The following is an 18,975-nucleotide window of genomic DNA, read 5'->3' on the forward strand; positions in this document are numbered from 1 at the left end:
TTGAAAATAAAAGATGATTTCATAAAATCCCTGTTGTTTATCACGTTTCCCATTGTTCTGCAGAGTCTGCTCACCACGGCCGTAGGCTCGGCTGATGTGTTGATGCTTAGTTATGTCAACCAAACTGCTCTCTCTGCGGTTTCACTGGCCAACCAGGTACAATTTGTACTGAATCTGGTTTACGTGGGGCTTCGGACAGGCACAACGGCCATGTCAGCCCAATACTGGGGCAGGCATGACACAGCTTCCATACGGCGCCTTACCCTGGTTGTACTCCGCTTTTCCATGGGCGTTTCTCTGCTCTTCTTTCTGCTGGCCTTCTGTATGCCAAGGCAGCTTATGCATATCTTCACATCAGAGCCGGAGCTGATCCGGACAGGGGCAGAGTATCTGCGCATTATTGCTTTCTCCTATCTCTTCATGGGAATGTCACAGATCTATCTCTGCGTCCTGAAATCCATCCAGCAGGTGGGTAGAAGCGCTGTCATCGGTTCTTTCACACTGGCTGCCAATGTATTACTAAATGCAGTCTTTATCTTCGGACTCCTGGGATTTCCCAAACTTGGGGTGACAGGAGTTGCCATAGCCACGGTCATTTCCAGAGCAGCGGAGCTCGGTCTGTGCGCAGTGGATGCGGGCCTGGTAAAAAAGATCCGCCTTTCCCGTACGGATTTTCACGACGCAGGCGCTGTTCTGACTAAAAACTTTTTAAAATACTCCCTTCCCGTCACTGCCGAGGGCTTTGTATGGGGCGGCGCCACTGCTGTCCTCTCCGCTATCATGGGACATCTCGGCTCTGACATTGTGGCCGCCAACTCCGTGGCCTCTGTGGTACAGGGACTGGCTACTGTGGTATGTTTCGGGTTTGCCGAGGGCGGTGCGGTTCTGCTTGGAAAAGAACTGGGAAAAAGCAATTATCAGAAAGCAGGCGCCGATGCGTCAAAGCTTATGAAGGCTGCCCTGCTGAGCGGTCTTGCCGGCGCTCTGCTCATGCTCCTTTTAAAACCACTGGTCACAGATATGGTCCGCCTGTCACCCCAGGCCCTCATCTATCTGAACAGTATGTATCTGCTGCAGGCTTTAAACGCAGTGCTGGCCTCCTTCACAAATACCGCCATCTGCGGCATTTTCTGTGCCGGAGGAGATACGAAGTTCGGGCTGTACTGTGATTTTCTTGTAATGTGGGGTTATTCTGTACTGATCGGACTTTTTCTGGGATTTGTCTGGAAACTGCCGCCGGTCACAGTTTACATAATTATGAATCTGCACGAACTGGTTAAAACGCCGTTTGTCCTGAAACATTATAAGGGCAGAAAATGGCTGAAAAATATTACTATTTAATTTTAAGGAGGATATACAACCATGACAATGGAAGAAAGAAAAGCAAAAGGACTGCTCTGGACAGACACACCGGAGGCCATGGAAGCCCAGGCGAGAGCCCGCGGACTGGTTTATGACTTTAACCACACAAGACCTGAGGAAAAAGAAAAAAGAATGGAACTGCTGCAGCAGATCTTTGGCTCCCTGGGAAAAGACGTATGGATCGAACCGCCTCTTACCCTGGCATTCGGCAAGACAGTTTCCATCGGGGACAACACATATATCAACTCGAATCTGACTCTTGTGGATGACTATACCATAAAAATAGGCAGCGGTGTGCTCTTTGCCCCCAATGTCACCATCAGCGCAACCGGACATCCCGTACACCATAAACTGCGCACCCACGGAGAAATGTACTCCTTCCCTGTCACCATCGGGGACAATGTATGGATCGGAAGCGGTGCTGTTATCCTGCCGGGAGTGACCATTGGCAATAACTCGGTCATCGGAGCCGGAAGCATTGTGACAAAAGATATTCCCGCAGACTGCATTGCTGTGGGAAACCCATGCAGAGTTCTGCGGGAAATTACGGATGACGATTTGATCTATTATTATAAAAACCGAAGGCTGGACGAGGAAACTTCAGAATAATCACAGAACAGGCGCTGCCGGAAAGCATGCAGCCTGCTGTCTGAAGCAGCATCTCCCTGTCGCGGCAGTCAAGGGCCCGGGTCATAAGCTTACTGATATCCCCGGCCTTCTCTGCCGCCAGATTGGCAAAGAAAGAAAAGTCTGACCAGGCTCCGGGTATATAATCATCGGAAAAGCGGAAACTGAAAAACACCAGAATGCTGATTCCGGCAATCACTGCCACAGGAAAACAGATACTGCAGATTTCCTTTACCCAGCTCTTCCACTCTGCACTGCGATATGTCCGCCGAAGCCTGGCTGCGGCCAGTACAAATAAGACCCACAGGGGAGCCATGAGGAACAGGCCCCCCAGACCACAGAACAGATCACCCTCTGACTTTACTTCCGGTTCCCCCGGAAGAAGCCCCAAGAGCGTCTGCAGCGCACCGGACGCAGGCATATTTTCATATTTCACCTGCACCCTGCTGTACTGTGTTCCGGTGTCTCCCTGAATGATACATACAGCATCTGTCACATCCAGAATTCCTCTGATCTGGTATTCTCTTCCCAGTACCTGTAACACTCCCCCGATTCCATCCAGGTTAAGCTTCCCGGCAAGTCCCCTGCTGATCACACATCCGGCCCGGTCACCGGAGGATACCAGGCTTCCTGCACAGAGTTTTCCGGGCATGATCAAATTCATATTGCCTGCTGCTCTGATAAGCTGCGCTTCTGTCCTCTGTCCCAAAGACGCGTTTGCCGCACTCACTTCCTCCGGCTCTTTCCACAGCGTTATATCTTTTATATATCTCTTCTCATTTTCTCCGGCGTTCTTCCACCAGGTTTCCATCTGCTCTCTGGTTATGGGCGCATTGCGGTACACAAGGCCAAGCTCCCCGGCGGCATGTTTTTTAAGGCCGCTGCTGCAGGAGAGGCCCATACCCGCGAAGCATACCAGGATGACAACCGCCAGCAGAAAACTTATATCTTTTCTTCTCACTCTAACCGTACCTGATTCCCCTCCTCCACATATTTACTGGATTCTGTTATGATAAGGCTGTTTCTGCCTATTGCTGACTTCACTGCCGCATTTTTATCGTCTTTGTCCAAAACAGTTACCGGAACAGACACTGCGGTGTAAACCTTGCCCAGGATGCCGTCTCTTACCTCTGCTGTCAGCACAAATGCCTGTCCCTGTGCTTCATGCAGACTGCCAAGGGGAATCACCTGTTCATAGGAACCGGATTCCCTGGATGCCTCATACGTGAAGGCTGTGCCAAGCTTCAGCTGTTTTCCTTCTATCTGTCCGCACCAGACCATTCCGCCGGATTCTGTCTGGTTCTCTCCTGCCGGGGATGCTGTATTCTGAGAGGATGCCTGTTCAAAACGCTCCGCCCTCACTGTCACAGCCTCCGTACTCCCCGAAAGCTTGACGCTGATCTTATCACCTTCCTGTATCTTACCTGCATCTTCAGGTGCTATCTGACCTTTTGCCTCCATGGTTTCAGACGCAATTATGATCTGTTCCGTACCGGCGGTCACAGCGCCTTGTGTCACACCTGCTGACTGAAAGATACCGGAGGCGCCGGCACTTACAACCCCATCTGCACTCTGGATATCTGTCAGCTTTTTCAGTTCCGCTTCTGCGCCCTGGATATCCACCTGGATTCCTTCCACACTGAGGCTGTTTGACTTTTTCTTCTTTTCTTCATTCTGCTGCGCGTTGGCTTCATTTTGGCTGGCCAGATCATACTGCTCAACCGCCTGGTTATAGGAGATGACCTGATTGTTCAGGGCGTCTGCCGCACCCTGCATTTTTTCCTCTGCTGCCTGCACTTTCTGTTCCCACTGTGCGTATTCCGACACAGAAGTGTCCTCATTCTGAGGCGCTCCGGTTCCCGTATCGGGATATTCTCCCTGGGCGTCATTCCGGCTGTCATCTCCCTCTGTACCGCTGTCTGCAGCCGGAGGAGTGTCCGGTATATTGCCAGTTTGGGCAGGCGGAGGGTTATTTACCAGCTCCTCATACTCTGCGGCTGCCTGATCGTAGGCCGCCTGGGCCTGGGCCAGCAGTTCCTCCGCATTGTTGAGGGAAATCTGTGCCTGGGCAGTCTCCGGTGTACGGGCATCCTCCTGTCCTGCCAGCTTCTGCTGTTCAAGCTGCAGATTCAGCTTTTCGATCTCCCTGTTCTTTGTCTCTATCTTCTCTGCCAGGTAATCCATATCCAACTGTACCAGTGCCTGCCCCTCCTCCACTGCTGTCTGTGGTTTCACAAGGATCTCTTTTATCTTCTGTCCCTCAGGCAGAGACTGGCTGTACTCTTCCTTTGCTGTGATCGATCCGCTGCCCGTCACCGTCTGGGTCAGCACCCCTTTCCCCACCTTGGCTGTCTTTACCTTAGCAACGGTTATGGAGGAGGCTGCCCTTGCCACCACAGTGCAGCACAGCATCAGCACTAAAAAATATATCACTGCTTTTCCCGCTTTTTTTCTCATAACTACTCCTTTAACCCCGATGCCACGATTCCCTGCTCCAAATACTCCTGCCCCCATAAAAAGATCAGCACTGCCGGCAGCATCATCACAATAGACGCCGCGAAGGAACTTCCCACCTGATCCGTCGTGATCTGCGGAAGATAGAGGGAGAGGGGCAGTTTTGCCTTTGTCTTCAGAAATGTCATAGGTGCCTCAATGGCATTCCAGTATTCCAGAAAATTCAGCAGCACTGATGCCATGATTCCCGGCATCCCAAGCGGCACTCCCACATGAAGAAAGATCTTAAGCTGCCCGGCTCCGTCCACCATGGCTGCCTCCACAAGGGCATCCGGTATGGAATGAAAAAACTTCTGCATGATGAACACCGGAAACGCCGAGAAAACCCCGGGCAGAATGATCGCCAGGTGGGTATCCATGAGCGATAAATTGGAAAGCACCAGATAACTGGATACCATAGTGACCTGGAAGGGCATGATCATTAAGATCATATATAATAAAAATAAAATTCTCCGCCCTGTAAAACGGTATCTGCCAAATGCCCACGCCGCCGGCATACCGACCAGCACCTGCCCCAGCAGAATAGGTACCACCTGTTTGACCGAATTCCAGAACATCACGAAGAAATCCGGAGAATCCAGCAGCAATTCCACATAGGGTCTTAACGTGGGATAGACAGGCAGCAGTTCCATCTGAACCGCCTGCCCGCCTCCGCCCAGCACCCCGCCGTAGGCTGCCTTCAGTTCCTCCGGTCCCATAAATGAGTTTGGAAACATGACCAGCACCGGCACCCAGAACAGAAGGCAGAACATGGCCAGCACTGCCGTGCGCACTGTCTTTTTTTTATTCACTGCTCTCCTGCCTTTCGTTCCACCATTCCACCAATACCAGTATCACACTCACCGCAATTGCCATTAAAACTGCCGCAGCGCTCATTTTCTGTATATCCAGCTTGGTAAACCAGTTATTGAACAGGTGCTGCAGCATATAAATGCTCTCATGGGGATAGTCCCCCGCGATCAGATACGCCTCCCGAAACACCCTGAAGGCATTTACAAAGGACAGGACCCCTATGAGGAAAATACTGCCCTTCATCTGGGGCAGCGTAATGTACCGAAAGCACTGGAATGCCCCGGCACCACTGACTCTGGCCGCCTCATACTGCTCCTCCGGAATAGCCGAGAGCGCGGCGATCCACAGCACAATATCATACCCCATATTCTTCCACAGATAAGACCCCACCAGGATCCAGAAAGCATATCCTGTATTCATCCAGTCCTGCCCGGTCAGATGCAGCACTCCCAGCATCTGATTCACAGCGCCGTTCTGGTCAAATAAAAGCTTCCAGAAAACCACCACGGAAGCCACCGGGATTGCCATGGGCAGGAGAAATCCTGCCCGCAGTACCCTGGCAAATCCGGTGATGCTGTTTAAGAAAACCGCCGCCACAAATGACAATGCCAGAAGCAGAGGCAGACAGATGCACAGAAACCGCACCGTATTGCCCAGTGCCTGTCTGAAAGCACCGTTTTCCAGCACCTGTCTGTAATTATCCATCCCCACAAAAAGCCCGCCCACTGCCTGAAAAAAGGAACGGCGTATCACATCTGCGAAGGGCAGAAGGACAAAGACCAGCAGGCCCAGCAGACTGGGTGCCAGAAATGCGTATGCTGTTTTATTCTGACAGGTAGGTGTCCATTTTCTGGACAATTGCCTTTGCCGCTTCTGCGGATGTCTCTGTACCTTCATAACATTTCTCCACTTCTTCCATAACTGTGTCATACAGTGTCCGGTTTGGAATGAAAGGATTATCCAGTGTACGGATCAAATCCAGATAGATTTGAAGGGTCTGACTATCGGCATTCCCGTATTCCTCCATGACTTCCTCCCCTGTCTTGGGATCTTTGAAGGAACTGCTTACAACGTCCTGCTGCGCAGCTTCTGTATCTGCGTATGCCAGCATATTCTTAAATGCGCTCTCTGTAACAGGATAGCCGTCCATTGTCTCGCTGCCCTGCACATCATCCGCCAGAAGCGCTTTTATAAATAACTCTGCTGCCTCCTGCTGCTTGGACGATGCGTTGATTCCCGCAATGGTGTACGGCACATAACAGTTATGGATAGTCTGTGGTTCAATCCCTGCTTTCTTGATGCTGTAGGCAGGATACATCATACTGCTGTAACCCTGTAATTCATATAATGATACCCTTCCATCCTTTAACGCGCTGAAATAACCCGCTGAAAAATACACATTCTTGTCTTCGTTCTCCTCCGGATCATATCCGTAAGCTTCCTCCAGCATTTTTGTATCCATATTTTCAAAAATCTTTAAGCAGTCATCTAAAAACTGTATCATTTTCTCCTCATCAATGCCCCCGTCCTCTTTTACGAGGTCCTGATACATGACAGAAAGCAGTGACTCCGCAGCAGAGGTGTGTATCGTATCTCCCAGAACCTGGGCATCCGGGTTCTCATTCAGATAAGAAGTCAGGGCTTCCAGACTCTCCAAAGCTTTGCCGGTGTCATCCTTGGCAGCCATAACCGGAAGTCCCACACGGGCCGGAATGCCGTAGACCTTCCCGTCTCTGTCAAGCGCCTTTCCGATATTCTCCAGCATACCGCTGTCTTTTACCAGCTCGTCCCTGAGACCGCTTATATCCATCAGGACTCCCTTTTCTATGTAGGAGTCCACCGGAAGTCTGTCTAAGATCAGCACGTCAGCACCCTCACCGTTTAGAAGTTCTGTGTTCAGGCTGCGGATATCATCCGAATTTGGCTTTTCATACTGTCCGACCGCGTAGCTGTAGTCCACTCTTATATCCGGGTTCTGGGTCTGGAACAGGCTTATGGCCTGCTCTACGGTTTTGTTCTCTTTCAGGCTGTAAACGGTCAGTGTGTTTTCCGCTGAAACAGGCATTTCCTTGTTGTAGGTGTAATGTGCCATATACAGTCTGCCCTTGTCATACTCGTTGTACAGAGCGTAAAAATCATCTTCCTCCCCACAGAAAAATGACGAAACACCAACCTCTGATGCCCCCATTTTCCCGTAAGACCCATCAAGCAGTGTCTCTATCAGATCGCCTGTTTCCTGAAAACGGATAAGCCCTTTCTCGGTCAGTGAGTACCATGTCCCGTCAGATCCGGCGGCAATATTATAAGACTCCCCTTTCTCTTCAAGCGGTACATTTCCCACCGCTGAATAATCCTCTGTGTCATAGAAATCAACACTCTTTCCATCCTTTGCCGTCACGGCCAGTCTGTTCTGTGATGCACAGATCGTATTCTGATAATTTGACATCATGGGTTCCATATCAGCCGAAAAAACTTTTTCACCGTCTTTGTAAATCTCAGCCTGCCCTGAACTGCCGTTTCCCACACACAGACTTCCGTCTGCCAGCGCATCTATATCTACCAGCATGGCTGTATACCCGCTCTCATCTGCTTTCAGCAGATTTTCAGGGGTAATATCTTCCCATGTATCCCCATCCGAATTATTTTTTAATACATGCCAGCCATAGGGAACATCCTCAGATGTATTCGTGGGAGTTCCCATTGCATACAGGTTTCCGTCCTGTCCATACTCAATATGGTTTACATACATCTCTGCAGATGTCAGCCCTGTTTCCTCCTGGGCTTCAGACCATTTTCCATCCTGATACTGATAGAAATAATACTTCATACCTGTTTCCGCATTTCCGCTGGAAGTATACAGCCAGAGGGTTCCATCCTTTTCATATGCCCCCACAGGCGTTTCCCCATCCTGTACAGGCGGCTTTAAATCCTCCTCCACATAGCGCCCCATGGCCTTCTCCTGGCTGTCCTTTTTATTGTTGTCCGCTTCCTTTGTCTGTCCGCCGCATCCTGACATCAGGCCTGCTGCCATCACAAGGCCCATTCCTGCGGCCAATATTTTTCTCCACTTCATATTAAAAACTCCTCTCTGCCGGTGATTCTGTCTGATTACCCGGCCCCTTCATCATTTAGGATATCAGATAAATCTCAAAAAGACATTTAAAGCCTGTGAGAATTTTTAAAGATTTTTTTGAGAAATGAATGGTATAATATTTGAGAGAAAAGAAACGCACTTAAAAAGGAAAGGAATGATTACCCATGCGAATTTTATTGATAGAGGATGACCAGGAACTCTGCCATGTGCTGAAGATTTCTTTAGAGAAGGCCGGATATCAGACGGATATCTGCCTGACCGGAACCGATGCGCTGTATTATGCCCTGCAGCCGGTTTACAATCTGATCATTTTAGACCGTATGCTTCCCGGCATGGACGGGCTTTCCCTCTTAAAATTGATCAGGAGCAGTGATATTGCCACCCCTGTTATTCTGGCAACTGCCATTGATGCCGTACCGGAACGGATCGCAGGCCTGGACTGCGGTGCTGACGATTATATTGTAAAACCTTATGATATAGAGGAACTCATGGCACGTATCCGGGCGCTTATCAGACGACCGAAACCCATGGAAGACCACCAAAATATGGAATACGGGGATCTGACCTACCACACTGCCACCTTAAAACTCACCTGCGGAGCGCAGACACAGCAGCTTTCCCGCAGGGAATCCATGCTTATGGAGTACTTTCTGCAGAATCCGGACCAGACCATCTCCAGACAGATGCTGTATTCCCGGGTATGGGGGCCTGACGGGGAGGTGGAGGACGGAAATCTGGATACCTATATTTATTATCTCCGCAAAATTCTCAAAAAGCTGAAAAGCCGTGTCCAGGTCACAACCGCACACGGAATCGGCTATCGATTGGAGTGCCCGCCATGCTGACAACCTTCCGAAGACGGCTGACCCTGCTTTTTGCCGGGACCACCAGCCTGATCCTGACTGTCATATTCCTCATTGTCTGGGTATACCAGAACCACCTGTACCAGGCACAGCAGGAAAATCTGTTTCAGAATTATCTTCTGGAACTTTCCAATAAGCTGGAAGCTGATATACATTTTTCAGATAACTGGCTCGCCTTGATGGAGGCGGAGAACCGCCTGATCATTCATATAGAAGAGAACCGCGTTCCTCTGTTTTTCCCCGGCTCCTGGGAACCGGCATCCAGCCGCAGCGAATTGATTGAAAAGGCCAGAAAAAAAGCCTTAGATGAGCAGGTGGATATCAGCCGCCCTCCCCTCACTACCTCCATGAGGAAGACTTCTGTCATGCAGATTGAGGGGGAAAAGGGGGATATCTACCAGGCGGCAGCCCTCCTGATACCCTCAGGCAGTACCTCAAAGGCCCTGATACTTCTGCAGGATATTACGGAGATGAGGCAGCGAAAGCTTTCCCTGGGTATTTTCTTTCTGCTGTTGGATCTGGCCGGATTTGCCGCACTTTTTCTGGCGGCCCGACTGATCCTTGGGCGTGCCATGCAGCCGATCGCGGAATACCAGCAGAGACAGACTGACTTTATTTCCGCTGCCTCCCATGAACTGCGCTCCCCGCTCACCGTCATCCAGACCAGCGCTTCTGTCATAGAGGACGACCCGGGACAGGCAGCAGCCATGTCCCGAATCATCCGACGGGAATGCAGCCGTTCCGGGAAGCTTATCCGTGACCTGCTGCTTCTGGCCTCCTCAGATTCGGGTACGCTCTCCAGGAAACTGGAGGAGGTGGAGGCAGACGCCCTGCTTCTCCGCCTGTTTGAATCCTATGAGACAGTCTGCAGACAGAAGGATATCTCCCTCAAACTCCATATGCCGGATGATATCCTGCCGCCGGTCCTCTCAGACCCGGCGTATCTGTACCAGCTCTTGTCCATTCTGCTTGAAAATGCCATAACCTACGGCATACCGCCTTCCGGGGAAAAGCCCGTGATAGAACTGTCTGCCCATCTGTCCGGACGGCATATCACCCTGTCCGTCACTGACCACGGACCGGGCATTCCGGATGAAAAAAAGGAGGCCGTATTCCGCCGTTTTTACAGGGGGGACCCCTCCCGAAGCAAAAAGGAACATTTCGGACTGGGCCTGTCCATTGCCAGTGAACTGGCCCGCCAGTTAAAATGCCGCCTTACGGTCCTGGACATCCCGGGAGGCGGTGCCTGTTTCCGAATAGAATTGACAAAAACGGGAACCAGCAGCTCTTAACGCTCTGGTTCCCGTTTTCTGTGCATCGTTTCAACTTCCTCTCATAGGAAAAGCCTGTAAAAACAAAAATAACCCGCTGCAGCCACAACAATTGCAGTTCCTGTATAAAGAATTTTGTTTTCCGCCTTTTTCCAAAATACATACCCGATAGCAGCCATCCCGGCCAGATCAAAAAGGAACTGAAAAAGAAATGTCTTATTATGGAACAGATATATTCCCACCGCCACAGTCTCAGCTCCAAGCCCTCCAATGGGCAGGCCGTACAGAAAACTGCCGGGGCTTCCCCCTTTATTCCAGAAGTACAGTACAAATCCCCCTATACTGCAGAGGCACGCCAGCGCCGTATAAAGTGCCAGCAGATTCCAATGGAATCCCTCGTTGTCAAACATGGGAAGAAACAGACCCAGTATATATTTCAGTAAATAGAAGCTGATATTCATAGCCGTGAGGTACAGCATCACATTCACCGCGGCATTCCGATTGGAACGGCTGAAAAGCACCACAAGGGTAACCGTTACCATCCAGAAGCCAAACAACGTTGCGATGGAACTCAGGCTCCATAAACTGTCATACGGAAAAAAATCCGTAAGTCTGGTCAGGATTCCTGCCAGACATCCCAGCCCTGCCATAAGAATATATGACTTTAAAGCACGCGGTTTACGTTTCGTTTCACTTCCCCGGTTTCTCATCCTGTCCTCCATCTGCTTTCTGGTTCCGGCGGTTTCTATATTCTCTCCTTCTCTTCTCGTCCACAGGTGCCAGCCATTTTTTCAAAATCTCACTCAGCTTCTGGAGCATAATGGGTTTTGCCAGAAAGTCGCTGAATCCTTCTGCCAGATACATGGCCTGTGCACTGCCGGACGCGTTTGCTGTAAGCACTACTACGGGAATGCTGCAGCAGTTCTTGTCCGGCAGCGCGCGTATCTTTTTCAGCGCCTCCATACCATCCATTCCGGGCATCATGTGGTCCATGAAGACCAGATCATACCTTTCCTTTTTGACCGCATCCACTGCCTCCTGACCGGAGTGTACACAGTCCACCTGCATGCCGTAGGGTTTCATAAGCTCCTCTGCGATCTGCAGATTTAAATCATTGTCATCCACCAGCAGCACCCTGGTATACGCATAGTCCGGGGCCGTCTCCGTGGATAATGCGGTTCCGGCTGCGGGGCCGGATGCTTCCAGTTTTTTCAGCAGAGCTGCAGCCTGTATACTGAAAAGAGGCACAAATATGGTCAGATCCTGTGCCTGTACTGACATCAGAGTATGTTCCTTCATTTTCAGCAAAGTGATCAGGGACACCTGGGCCGGCACTTCCTTTCGGTCCAGATTTTGTATGGTCTCTCTGTCTGCCATGGCATATCTGTATTCCCCCGCCCGCAGCTCCTGCACAAACGTTTCATGATTTGTGCAGATTCTGTAAGACATATTCATACGTTTCAGGCATTCTTCATAATACTCCCTCATCAGGGAGTCCGGTTCCAGTATCAGCACACTTCTCTTTTGGGGAAACCCCGGTTCCAGAAGGGAGGTCCCCTTCTTCTCTGCCCTCTGCGTAATGCAGGCTGTGAACACGGAACCTTTTCCATATTCACTCTCCACAGAAATATGACCGTCCATCATTCTGCACAGAGCACTGGTTATGACAAGACCCAATCCGGTTCCTTCCCCATTATGACTGTATTTGCTGTCCACCTGGCTGAAACTCACAAACAGTTTGTCCATATCCTGTTTTCTGATACCCACGCCGGTATCCTCCACACGCATGGTCAGGAACGCATTCTCTCCCTCCTGCCGGCAGCAAAGAGTCAGGCGGATATGTCCCTCTTCCGTAAATTTCACGGCATTTCCCACAAGGTTCACCAGGATCTGCCGGACACGTGCGGCATCACCGGTCAGACGGGCCGGAACGGATTCATCCACATCCACAAAAAAGCGGACAGGCTTTTCATCTATTTTAATGGCAGCCATATAGATCAGGTCGTAAAGAATATCCTCCAGCTCATATTCCTCATTCCGGATTATAAATTTTCCGGACTCTATTTTTGAAAAATCCAGTACATCGTTGATGATCGCCAGCAGACCTTTACCGGAGTTCAGGATACTGCGCACATACTCCCTCTGCTTGCCGTCCAGGGCAGTGCGCATCAGAAGTTCCCCCATTCCCACAATGGCATTCATGGGAGTCCGTATCTCATGGCTGATGTTGGCAAGAAATTCTGACTTGGCCTGCGCCGCATGTCTCTGGCTCTGGGAGAGCGCCCACAGCACAGCCGCAGCAGCCAGAAGCGCCAGAAAGACCACTCCCGCCGTGATGCTGATCGTGGCAAGCTCCTTTGTCAAAAGATCTGTCTTGGCGGTGATAGCCTCTTTGGAGACAATATTCACAACCGTCCAGTCATGTATTCCCAGGGGACAGTAATATGCATACCGACTGCTTCCAAACTGTTCATAGAGGATCATGCCGGATTTTCCTGCCTTTATATCTGCTTCCGTCCGGGAGAGGTCTGCACCCTCCCTGATCTCCGCATTCTGCAGGACCCGGAAGAAGTTATTGTAATCCATGCTCTTATTATGCAGAACCAGACTGCCGTCCGTGTCTATGATGTAGGAATAGCCTTCCCCGCCGTAGCTCTCTATGCCCAGCACCTCCTGAAGCTTTGAGGCCTCCAGCATGGCGGCCAGAACGCCTGCCGGTTTTCCTGCTTCGTCCTTCAAAGGAACACTCATTATAATACCGGATACAGCCCGGTTCGTTAGGATATGCCTGACAAGACCGCTGATCTGGCTCTCCCCTTCCATGGCTGCCTGAAAATAGGCTTCTCCGGATACGTCCCCATCCCTGGAAGATTCCGTGGCCTTCAGCATACCGTCTGCCTCCGCGTACCCCACATAGGCAAACTTATGTCTCCTGGCAATATCCTGCAGATAGGGGAGCCGTTTTTCCTCCGATATGGCAGGCAGTGCGTTCCCGGCGGTCTCCAGGGAAACCTGAGTATCCTGCACCACGTTTTGTATGTAGGAGACAATGTGGTCCGCCGTCTCTGCCAGATGTGCCCGGTTCTCTTCTTTGATGGTACTGTCAAATTTTCTGATATAGCTTGCGGCAAATGCTGCAAACAGCAGAATCACTGCCAGCAAAGCTGCCAATACAGCCACAAACGGCATCCGTTTCCGGGCCTCTGTCTTTTTCTTTCCCACGGGATTTCCCCCTCACTTCATTTACATTTCAGCCGTTCCTGCCTAAGCGCCTCCATCTTTGCCAGGCATTCCTCCGCGGTTTCCTTCCCATCCGCATCCATATATTCCAGAATACAGGAGGCATCCATCTGGGAGAACCCGCGTATGCGCAGCCATGCGGTTGAATCCCGGTAATGCCGCTCGATCAGGCGCTCCGCCTCCAAATACTGCGGCGTGGAAATACTGGCTACCTGATTTTTGAACACAGGCGCTGTGTATATTCCCTCGAATACAGCATTGTAATTATAAGGGTCCGCAAGAAATGTGATAAAATCCAATGCGGCATCCAGCCGTTCACTGTTCTTATTTACAATAAAAAGGCCAAGATTCGGTCCCTCAAAGGTTCCCTCCTCCGGTATCCCTACAAAAGCAGGCATGATTCCGAATTGGGAGGCATCCCCTGTAAAATCCGTATACAGCCAGGTATCCCAGCACAGCATCATGGCGTATTTTCCGCTGTCCATGGCTTCGCTCATTCCGTTCCAGTCATCTGTCCGGTAAGTCTCTCCCAGATAACCCTTCTGCGCCATGTTTTTGTACCAGTCTGCCACCTCTCTCATCTGAGGCAGATCGTCATAGCCCAGAGTGCCGTCGTTCAGGCCATTCAGTATGTCCGTATCCTCCACCAGACAATCCATAGGAAATTGGTAGAGAAGCATGGAAATCTCTTTTCCAGGCATATACAGAGGGGTAATCCCGTTCTGCATAAGGGTCTCGCAGACCTGCAGGAACGCTTCCTGCGTACCGGGAACTTCCAGGTTATATTTTTCAAAGATTTCTTTATTGTATAAGGTGCCGGAAACCGACGCCTCCCAGTGGGGAAGACCGATGATCTTCCCGTTGTATACTGTCTGGTTAATGGAGGTATCGGTCAGGTCATCCACCCAGACGGCATCGGAAAAGTCGTAAAAGTTCTCATCCGGCTGAAAGGCTTCAATATTGGTTCCGCCGTAACTTAAAAGAATATCCGGCTTCTCAATCTCCCCCGCCACGCTTGCCAGAACCTGCTGTTCAAATTCTTCCTTTGGTATCTGGACAATTTCCAGCTCATTGTCCGTGAATTCCTGATAGCGGTCAAAGGCTTTTGTTATGTAACTGCGCTCCATCTCCGGGTAGATTCCCCAGATCACCAGCTTTTCGCCGCTGATGCTGCCCCAGTCATACTGGGGCTCGTCAAAGGCTGCTGCGCTTTCTGTGTGAGCCTGCCTGCTCTGCGCACAGCCTGATAAAACCATGGCCAGTCCCATAACTGCCAGGACTCGGACTCCCTTTTTCATATACCTTTTCACCCCGCCTTTGGACTGCTTTTTAATCTGTATTTATTTGTAACTGTGAGGACACTAAACCATTCATATTTATTTTAACATTTATGGGGGGATATGTCGATATGAGTGAAGAATATAAAGTTTCTTTATAGAATGAAGAAAGTTGACTGCAGGAACGTTTCCGGTCCGCTTGAATCGATTGCGTTATAATTCATTGCCTTTATAAATATAATCATTAAGGCATATTTTCGCCTTTATCTTATCCGGCAGAATAATATGATTAAGATTCAGGCCTTTTGCCACATAAACTTAAAAAGAGAGTAATAACACCACTGTGTTACATACCCTCTTTTCATGGCTAATTTTAGTGTTGTCTGCCAACGACCAGTAAAAGACTGGTAAACATATCGGATTTTAGTGTTGTCCGCCAACGGCCAATCATATGAACATGATTGACAAATATTTCAGATTTAAGTGTTAGCCCACTAGAAAAGCACGCTTTTCTTCTAACTATTATTATATACAAATGCAGTTTTTATGTCAAGAGACTAATCTTTATTTTCTCTTTGTTATTGCAAATATTTAATTATCATATGTACTTAATTGCATGGAAATATGTGTATCTATTTCCCCTATGGTAAATATTTTACTCCCTGTATTCCACCGGATATCTCCTACATATCTCATCATACAAAAAGCAATTCTCATCATGGTCATTTATCATCCCGCATGCCTGCAGATGGGAGTACACGGTAATAGAGCCCAGATATTTAAAACCCCTCTTCTTCAGATCAGCACTCACCGCGTCGGATAATTCATTTTTCGCGACACCCTCAGTCTGATGGCTTCTGTAAACAAGTGTCTTTCCCCCTGTCCAGGACCACAGATAGGTGTCAAAGCTGCCAAACTCTTCGATTATCTGCAGGAACCTGCACGCATTATTAATGACTGCCTGAATTTTACGGAGGGAACGGATCATTCCGGGTGTCTCCATAATTTCCTGTATTTTTCCCTCATCATATACAGCAATCTTCCTGTAATCGAAGTCATCAAAACACTGGCGGAATATATGGCGTTTTTTCAACATCATATTCCAGTTCAGCCCGCACTGCATGACCTCCATCATCAGAAACTCAAACTGTTTCCTGTCATCGTGGAGGGGAATTCCCCACTCCTCGTCATGGTATTTTTGTAAAATCCCATTGTCCTTACACCAATCACATCTCTCGCTCATGCCTTCTCCTTATATGTGCTTTTTATTCTGTATCTGTTCCGCTCTCCCTTTTTCCCACATCTGCTCCTGCGGCATTTTGAGGGCTAATCTTGAAAATCAAACAGTCTTTCTGCATTCCCGGTTGTAATAGTTATGACTTCCTCATAAGTTAACTGTTTCAAATCCGAAATTGCTTTTACGACTTCCATAAGATTCAGGGAAGTATTTCTGCTCCCGGGGGCTTCTTTGGGTTTTACATAGGGGGAATCCGTTTCAAGCAAAATAGCCTCCATAGGTATCTGCCTGACTGCATTTCTTACTGCTTCCTCCTGCGGATATGTAATTCTGCCTCCGATTCCGAGAAAAAGTCCCATATCCATATATTCCGCCGCTCTGGCAATGTCGCCGCCAAAGCAGTGTACCACACCAGAATGCTGCAGAGGATGTTCCTTTAATATCTGAACAGCCTCGTCATCCGCATCTCTGATATGAAGAATCACCGGAAGCTTTATCTCCTGGGCAATTTCAAGCTGTTTATGAAACCAGACTCTCTGCCTAGCTCTCATTTCTGTGCCCTGAACGCGATAATAATCCAGCCCGGTTTCACCAATGGCAACTGTCTTACTATCTTCTGCCAGTTCCCTGAGTTCCGTTTCCCACTTTGTATCCTGCTCTGCATTTTCTTCACCGATACAGTTGGGATGGATTCCCACGGCATAATAAATCCATGGACAGTCATCAAAGAATTTCCGCATCATATGATTGGAATCAAATGTTATGGCAGGATTTACAACCTTTTTCACCCCTGAAGAAACTATTTCCTCCAGCAGACTGTATCTCCCGCAGTCGAACCTCTTATGATCATAATGTACGTGCGTATCAATCAATATTTCTCACCTATCTTCCAAACAGCCCGGAAAGTGGTTTCAAAGCCTCTCCCAGATTCTCGATTGCCTGGTTCAGGCTGTCTATATCCAGGTTTTCCAGAGCGGGTACTACAGAGTCATTAAAGGTCTTCAAGGTCTGCCGCAGATCTGTCACAAGCCCCGATATATTGATGACCAGTACCACGCCCACGGTGATCAGCACCACTGCTATGATTCCAAGCAGTACAGCGATCATCCTTGATACAAACAACTGTTTTCTGAGAAGTTCTGTCTGCTCCTCCTCAAATGTGATCCTGTTATCGTTCATGCTGCCCCTCCTCATTCATATTCTGTTACAAGTATTCTATCACATTTTGCTGTATCTGATGTAAAGATTTACAGATTCTAAACAGCAAAATATCACCGGCCAAAATCCCACCGGTGATATTCTCTGTCCTGCTGAATGTTACTGCGCATTTTTCTCTGCCGGTTACTAATAATGCAGTTCCGCCGGCAATTAAATCATGGTCGATTGTCTTGCCTCGATATACAGGTCAATATCTTCCACAATATACTTTTCTCCGGTTGTATGCAGAGCTTCAAAACAGGAAAAGATATAATCCCATACTCGGTATTTTGTGAATAGTTCAGAAATCTGTCTTCCGGTCAGGCCTTTTGCTGATTTATACTGCTCGGTACAATAGATTAAAAAATTACCTTCTTTACTCATAATCATGCCTCCTCCGGAAATATAAATGTACCTGTCTTTTTTTCTTCATCAAACATATTAAACAGGGTTAGAGCGCTCAAATGCCACAGCTTCGTATCTTCCTGCTCCAGAAAGGAATATACCTCAGAATCATAAAATTCTTTAGTGGCAGACACTTCATCATACGGATAATTCTCAGTGATCAAGTGAATCACCTGCGGTACAAGAAGCATAAGCATAGCTTCAAATTTCTGCTTTTCCATTAAAATTCCCCCTCCGGCACTGTGCCGATAAACTTTAAGTAGTTTAACGCCTTTTCTGAGGTAAGCACTAACTGGTTATATAACTTTTTGATTTTAAGAGCCTCCAATGTCTGCTCCTTAGTTAATACTCCCGCAGTATAAAGGGTAAATGTGGTATAAACATCATCATTAGCAACAGGACCAAAGATAAATTCAAATGTTTCGCCCTCATAGCTGCCTGATCTGTTATCCGATACGAAATCAAGCCATGCCTCATCAGCAGTATCAAACCGTAAAATGGAACATTCTGCAAAGGCTTTCTGTTCATCAATCTCATAGATATTGACAATCCTGCGTCCATTTTTTCTACGCCTGTAAACCTTGTCCGCAAAGCCTATGGCCTGCTTTTTGTTTGTGGTGGTATAGAAACCAAAACCAAAATCCAGAAACCGGTTCTGCTGAATCAGCTTCGGTTCGGAAACGACCACATTACTTCCATGATACAAAATCATAAATTCCCCTCCAATACCTTTGCTGCAAGTTTTTGTTCTTCCAGCAGTGATTTAATCATTGCCTCAATATGATGACGCCTGTCAATCTGCTGTTTAAGTGTTTCAATTTCCTTCTTCCCAACGTACTTGGAAATAATCTTTTTTCCATCCCGGTATTTCAGGTAGTAGTAAGTATTACCTTTGACCTGCTTTTCAGAAATTGTGCCCTTGGGCAATTCCGCAAGAGCCTCCTGGTATTTTGCAAGCATATAATCAATCCGCTGCTTTTCCTGCAGCAATGTACTTATAATTAAATTCATTCTTTTCACCCATCTATATTATACCCAACATTTCTCAGAATATCAATGGATGTTGTGTAAATATAATTATACAGCCGCAGCACCT

At 48.6% G+C, this 18,975-nt stretch carries 19 protein-coding genes; 4 read left to right on the top strand and 15 right to left on the bottom strand.

The annotated features are described in order from the left end of the window. Positions 1 to 1,341 (top strand): MATE family efflux transporter, encoded by a 1,341-nt coding sequence (locus LC508_RS16565; protein ID WP_054351428.1) that lies wholly within the window; start codon positions 1 to 3, stop codon positions 1,339 to 1,341. Positions 1,342 to 1,362: 21 nt separating this feature from the next. Beyond that, positions 1,363 to 1,971, top strand: a complete 609-nt coding sequence (locus tag LC508_RS16570; RefSeq protein WP_054351427.1) for a maltose acetyltransferase domain-containing protein — start codon at positions 1,363 to 1,365, stop codon at positions 1,969 to 1,971. Here LC508_RS16570 and LC508_RS16575 read toward each other — a convergent pair. From LC508_RS16575 to LC508_RS16595, 5 genes are read right to left on the bottom strand one after another with little or no spacing between them, the layout of a single operon-like run. Continuing rightward, a complete protein-coding gene (locus tag LC508_RS16575; protein ID WP_103733199.1) occupies positions 1,907 to 2,950 on the bottom strand; it encodes a hypothetical protein in 1,044 nt (347 codons plus the stop codon). The two genes, LC508_RS16570 and LC508_RS16575, sit on opposite strands and share 65 nt — an antisense overlap. Continuing rightward, positions 2,947 to 4,446: an HlyD family secretion protein gene (locus tag LC508_RS16580; RefSeq protein ID WP_118593908.1), complete on the bottom strand. Its 1,500-nt coding sequence runs from the start codon at positions 4,444 to 4,446 to the stop codon at positions 2,947 to 2,949. The genes LC508_RS16575 and LC508_RS16580 overlap by 4 nt, the downstream gene beginning before the upstream one ends. A 2-nt stretch (positions 4,447 to 4,448) precedes the next feature. Beyond that, positions 4,449 to 5,255 (bottom strand): carbohydrate ABC transporter permease, encoded by an 807-nt coding sequence (locus tag LC508_RS16585; RefSeq protein WP_052099068.1) that lies wholly within the window; start codon positions 5,253 to 5,255, stop codon positions 4,449 to 4,451. Positions 5,256 to 5,286: 31 nt separating this feature from the next. After that, entirely contained in the window at positions 5,287 to 6,192 is a 906-nt protein-coding gene (locus tag LC508_RS16590; RefSeq protein WP_225305199.1) for a carbohydrate ABC transporter permease, read from the bottom strand. Continuing rightward, positions 6,119 to 8,368 carry an ABC transporter substrate-binding protein gene (locus LC508_RS16595; protein ID WP_103732588.1) on the bottom strand — a complete coding sequence of 750 codons (2,250 nt, stop codon included), beginning with the start codon at positions 8,366 to 8,368 and terminating at the stop codon, positions 6,119 to 6,121. The genes LC508_RS16590 and LC508_RS16595 overlap by 74 nt, the downstream gene beginning before the upstream one ends. A gap of 185 nt (positions 8,369 to 8,553) precedes the next feature. Between LC508_RS16595 and LC508_RS16600 the strand changes: the two genes are divergently transcribed. Continuing rightward, positions 8,554 to 9,234, top strand: coding sequence for a response regulator transcription factor (locus LC508_RS16600; RefSeq protein ID WP_103732589.1), 681 nt, complete (start codon positions 8,554 to 8,556; stop codon positions 9,232 to 9,234). After that, positions 9,228 to 10,544 (top strand): sensor histidine kinase, encoded by a 1,317-nt coding sequence (locus tag LC508_RS16605; protein WP_103732590.1) that lies wholly within the window; start codon positions 9,228 to 9,230, stop codon positions 10,542 to 10,544. Before LC508_RS16600 ends, LC508_RS16605 begins: the two co-directional genes overlap by 7 nt. A 41-nt stretch (positions 10,545 to 10,585) precedes the next feature. Here the strand turns inward: LC508_RS16605 and LC508_RS16610 are convergent, their stop codons facing one another. The 10 genes from LC508_RS16610 to LC508_RS16655 all read right to left on the bottom strand — a co-directional run bounded on the left by LC508_RS16610 (position 10,586) and on the right by LC508_RS16655 (position 18,890). Then, positions 10,586 to 11,233 (bottom strand): hypothetical protein, encoded by a 648-nt coding sequence (locus LC508_RS16610; RefSeq protein WP_054351417.1) that lies wholly within the window; start codon positions 11,231 to 11,233, stop codon positions 10,586 to 10,588. Next, positions 11,214 to 13,745 carry a hybrid sensor histidine kinase/response regulator gene (locus LC508_RS16615; RefSeq protein ID WP_118593909.1) on the bottom strand — a complete coding sequence of 844 codons (2,532 nt, stop codon included), beginning with the start codon at positions 13,743 to 13,745 and terminating at the stop codon, positions 11,214 to 11,216. Before LC508_RS16615 ends, LC508_RS16610 begins: the two co-directional genes overlap by 20 nt. A gap of 17 nt (positions 13,746 to 13,762) precedes the next feature. Further along, on the bottom strand, positions 13,763 to 15,061 hold the full coding sequence (locus tag LC508_RS16620) for an ABC transporter substrate-binding protein (protein WP_103731004.1): 1,299 nt from the start codon (positions 15,059 to 15,061) through the stop codon (positions 13,763 to 13,765). Positions 15,062 to 15,695: 634 nt separating this feature from the next. Beyond that, complete coding sequence (locus LC508_RS16625; RefSeq protein ID WP_033139910.1) at positions 15,696 to 16,283, bottom strand: DNA-3-methyladenine glycosylase I; 588 nt, start codon at positions 16,281 to 16,283, stop codon at positions 15,696 to 15,698. Between the two features lie 83 nt (positions 16,284 to 16,366). Further along, the gene (locus LC508_RS16630; protein ID WP_158587277.1) at positions 16,367 to 17,149 is read right to left on the bottom strand and encodes a TatD family hydrolase; all 783 of its coding nucleotides are present in this window, start codon (positions 17,147 to 17,149) and stop codon (positions 16,367 to 16,369) included. 10 nt (positions 17,150 to 17,159) lie between these two features. Beyond that, positions 17,160 to 17,456 (bottom strand): hypothetical protein, encoded by a 297-nt coding sequence (locus LC508_RS16635; protein ID WP_033139912.1) that lies wholly within the window; start codon positions 17,454 to 17,456, stop codon positions 17,160 to 17,162. 189 nt (positions 17,457 to 17,645) lie between these two features. Beyond that, entirely contained in the window at positions 17,646 to 17,858 is a 213-nt protein-coding gene (locus tag LC508_RS16640; protein ID WP_033139913.1) for a DUF3791 domain-containing protein, read from the bottom strand. A gap of 2 nt (positions 17,859 to 17,860) precedes the next feature. Beyond that, positions 17,861 to 18,100, bottom strand: coding sequence for a hypothetical protein (locus LC508_RS16645; RefSeq protein WP_033139914.1), 240 nt, complete (start codon positions 18,098 to 18,100; stop codon positions 17,861 to 17,863). Continuing rightward, positions 18,100 to 18,591: a DUF3990 domain-containing protein gene (locus LC508_RS16650; RefSeq protein WP_033139915.1), complete on the bottom strand. Its 492-nt coding sequence runs from the start codon at positions 18,589 to 18,591 to the stop codon at positions 18,100 to 18,102. Before LC508_RS16650 ends, LC508_RS16645 begins: the two co-directional genes overlap by 1 nt. Next, entirely contained in the window at positions 18,588 to 18,890 is a 303-nt protein-coding gene (locus LC508_RS16655; RefSeq protein WP_033139916.1) for a nucleotidyltransferase family protein, read from the bottom strand. Before LC508_RS16655 ends, LC508_RS16650 begins: the two co-directional genes overlap by 4 nt. Between the last annotated feature and the right edge of the window lie 85 nt (positions 18,891 to 18,975).

Source organism: Blautia parvula, from assembly GCF_020215665.1.
Lineage (GTDB): Bacteria > Bacillota > Clostridia > Lachnospirales > Lachnospiraceae > Blautia > Blautia celeris.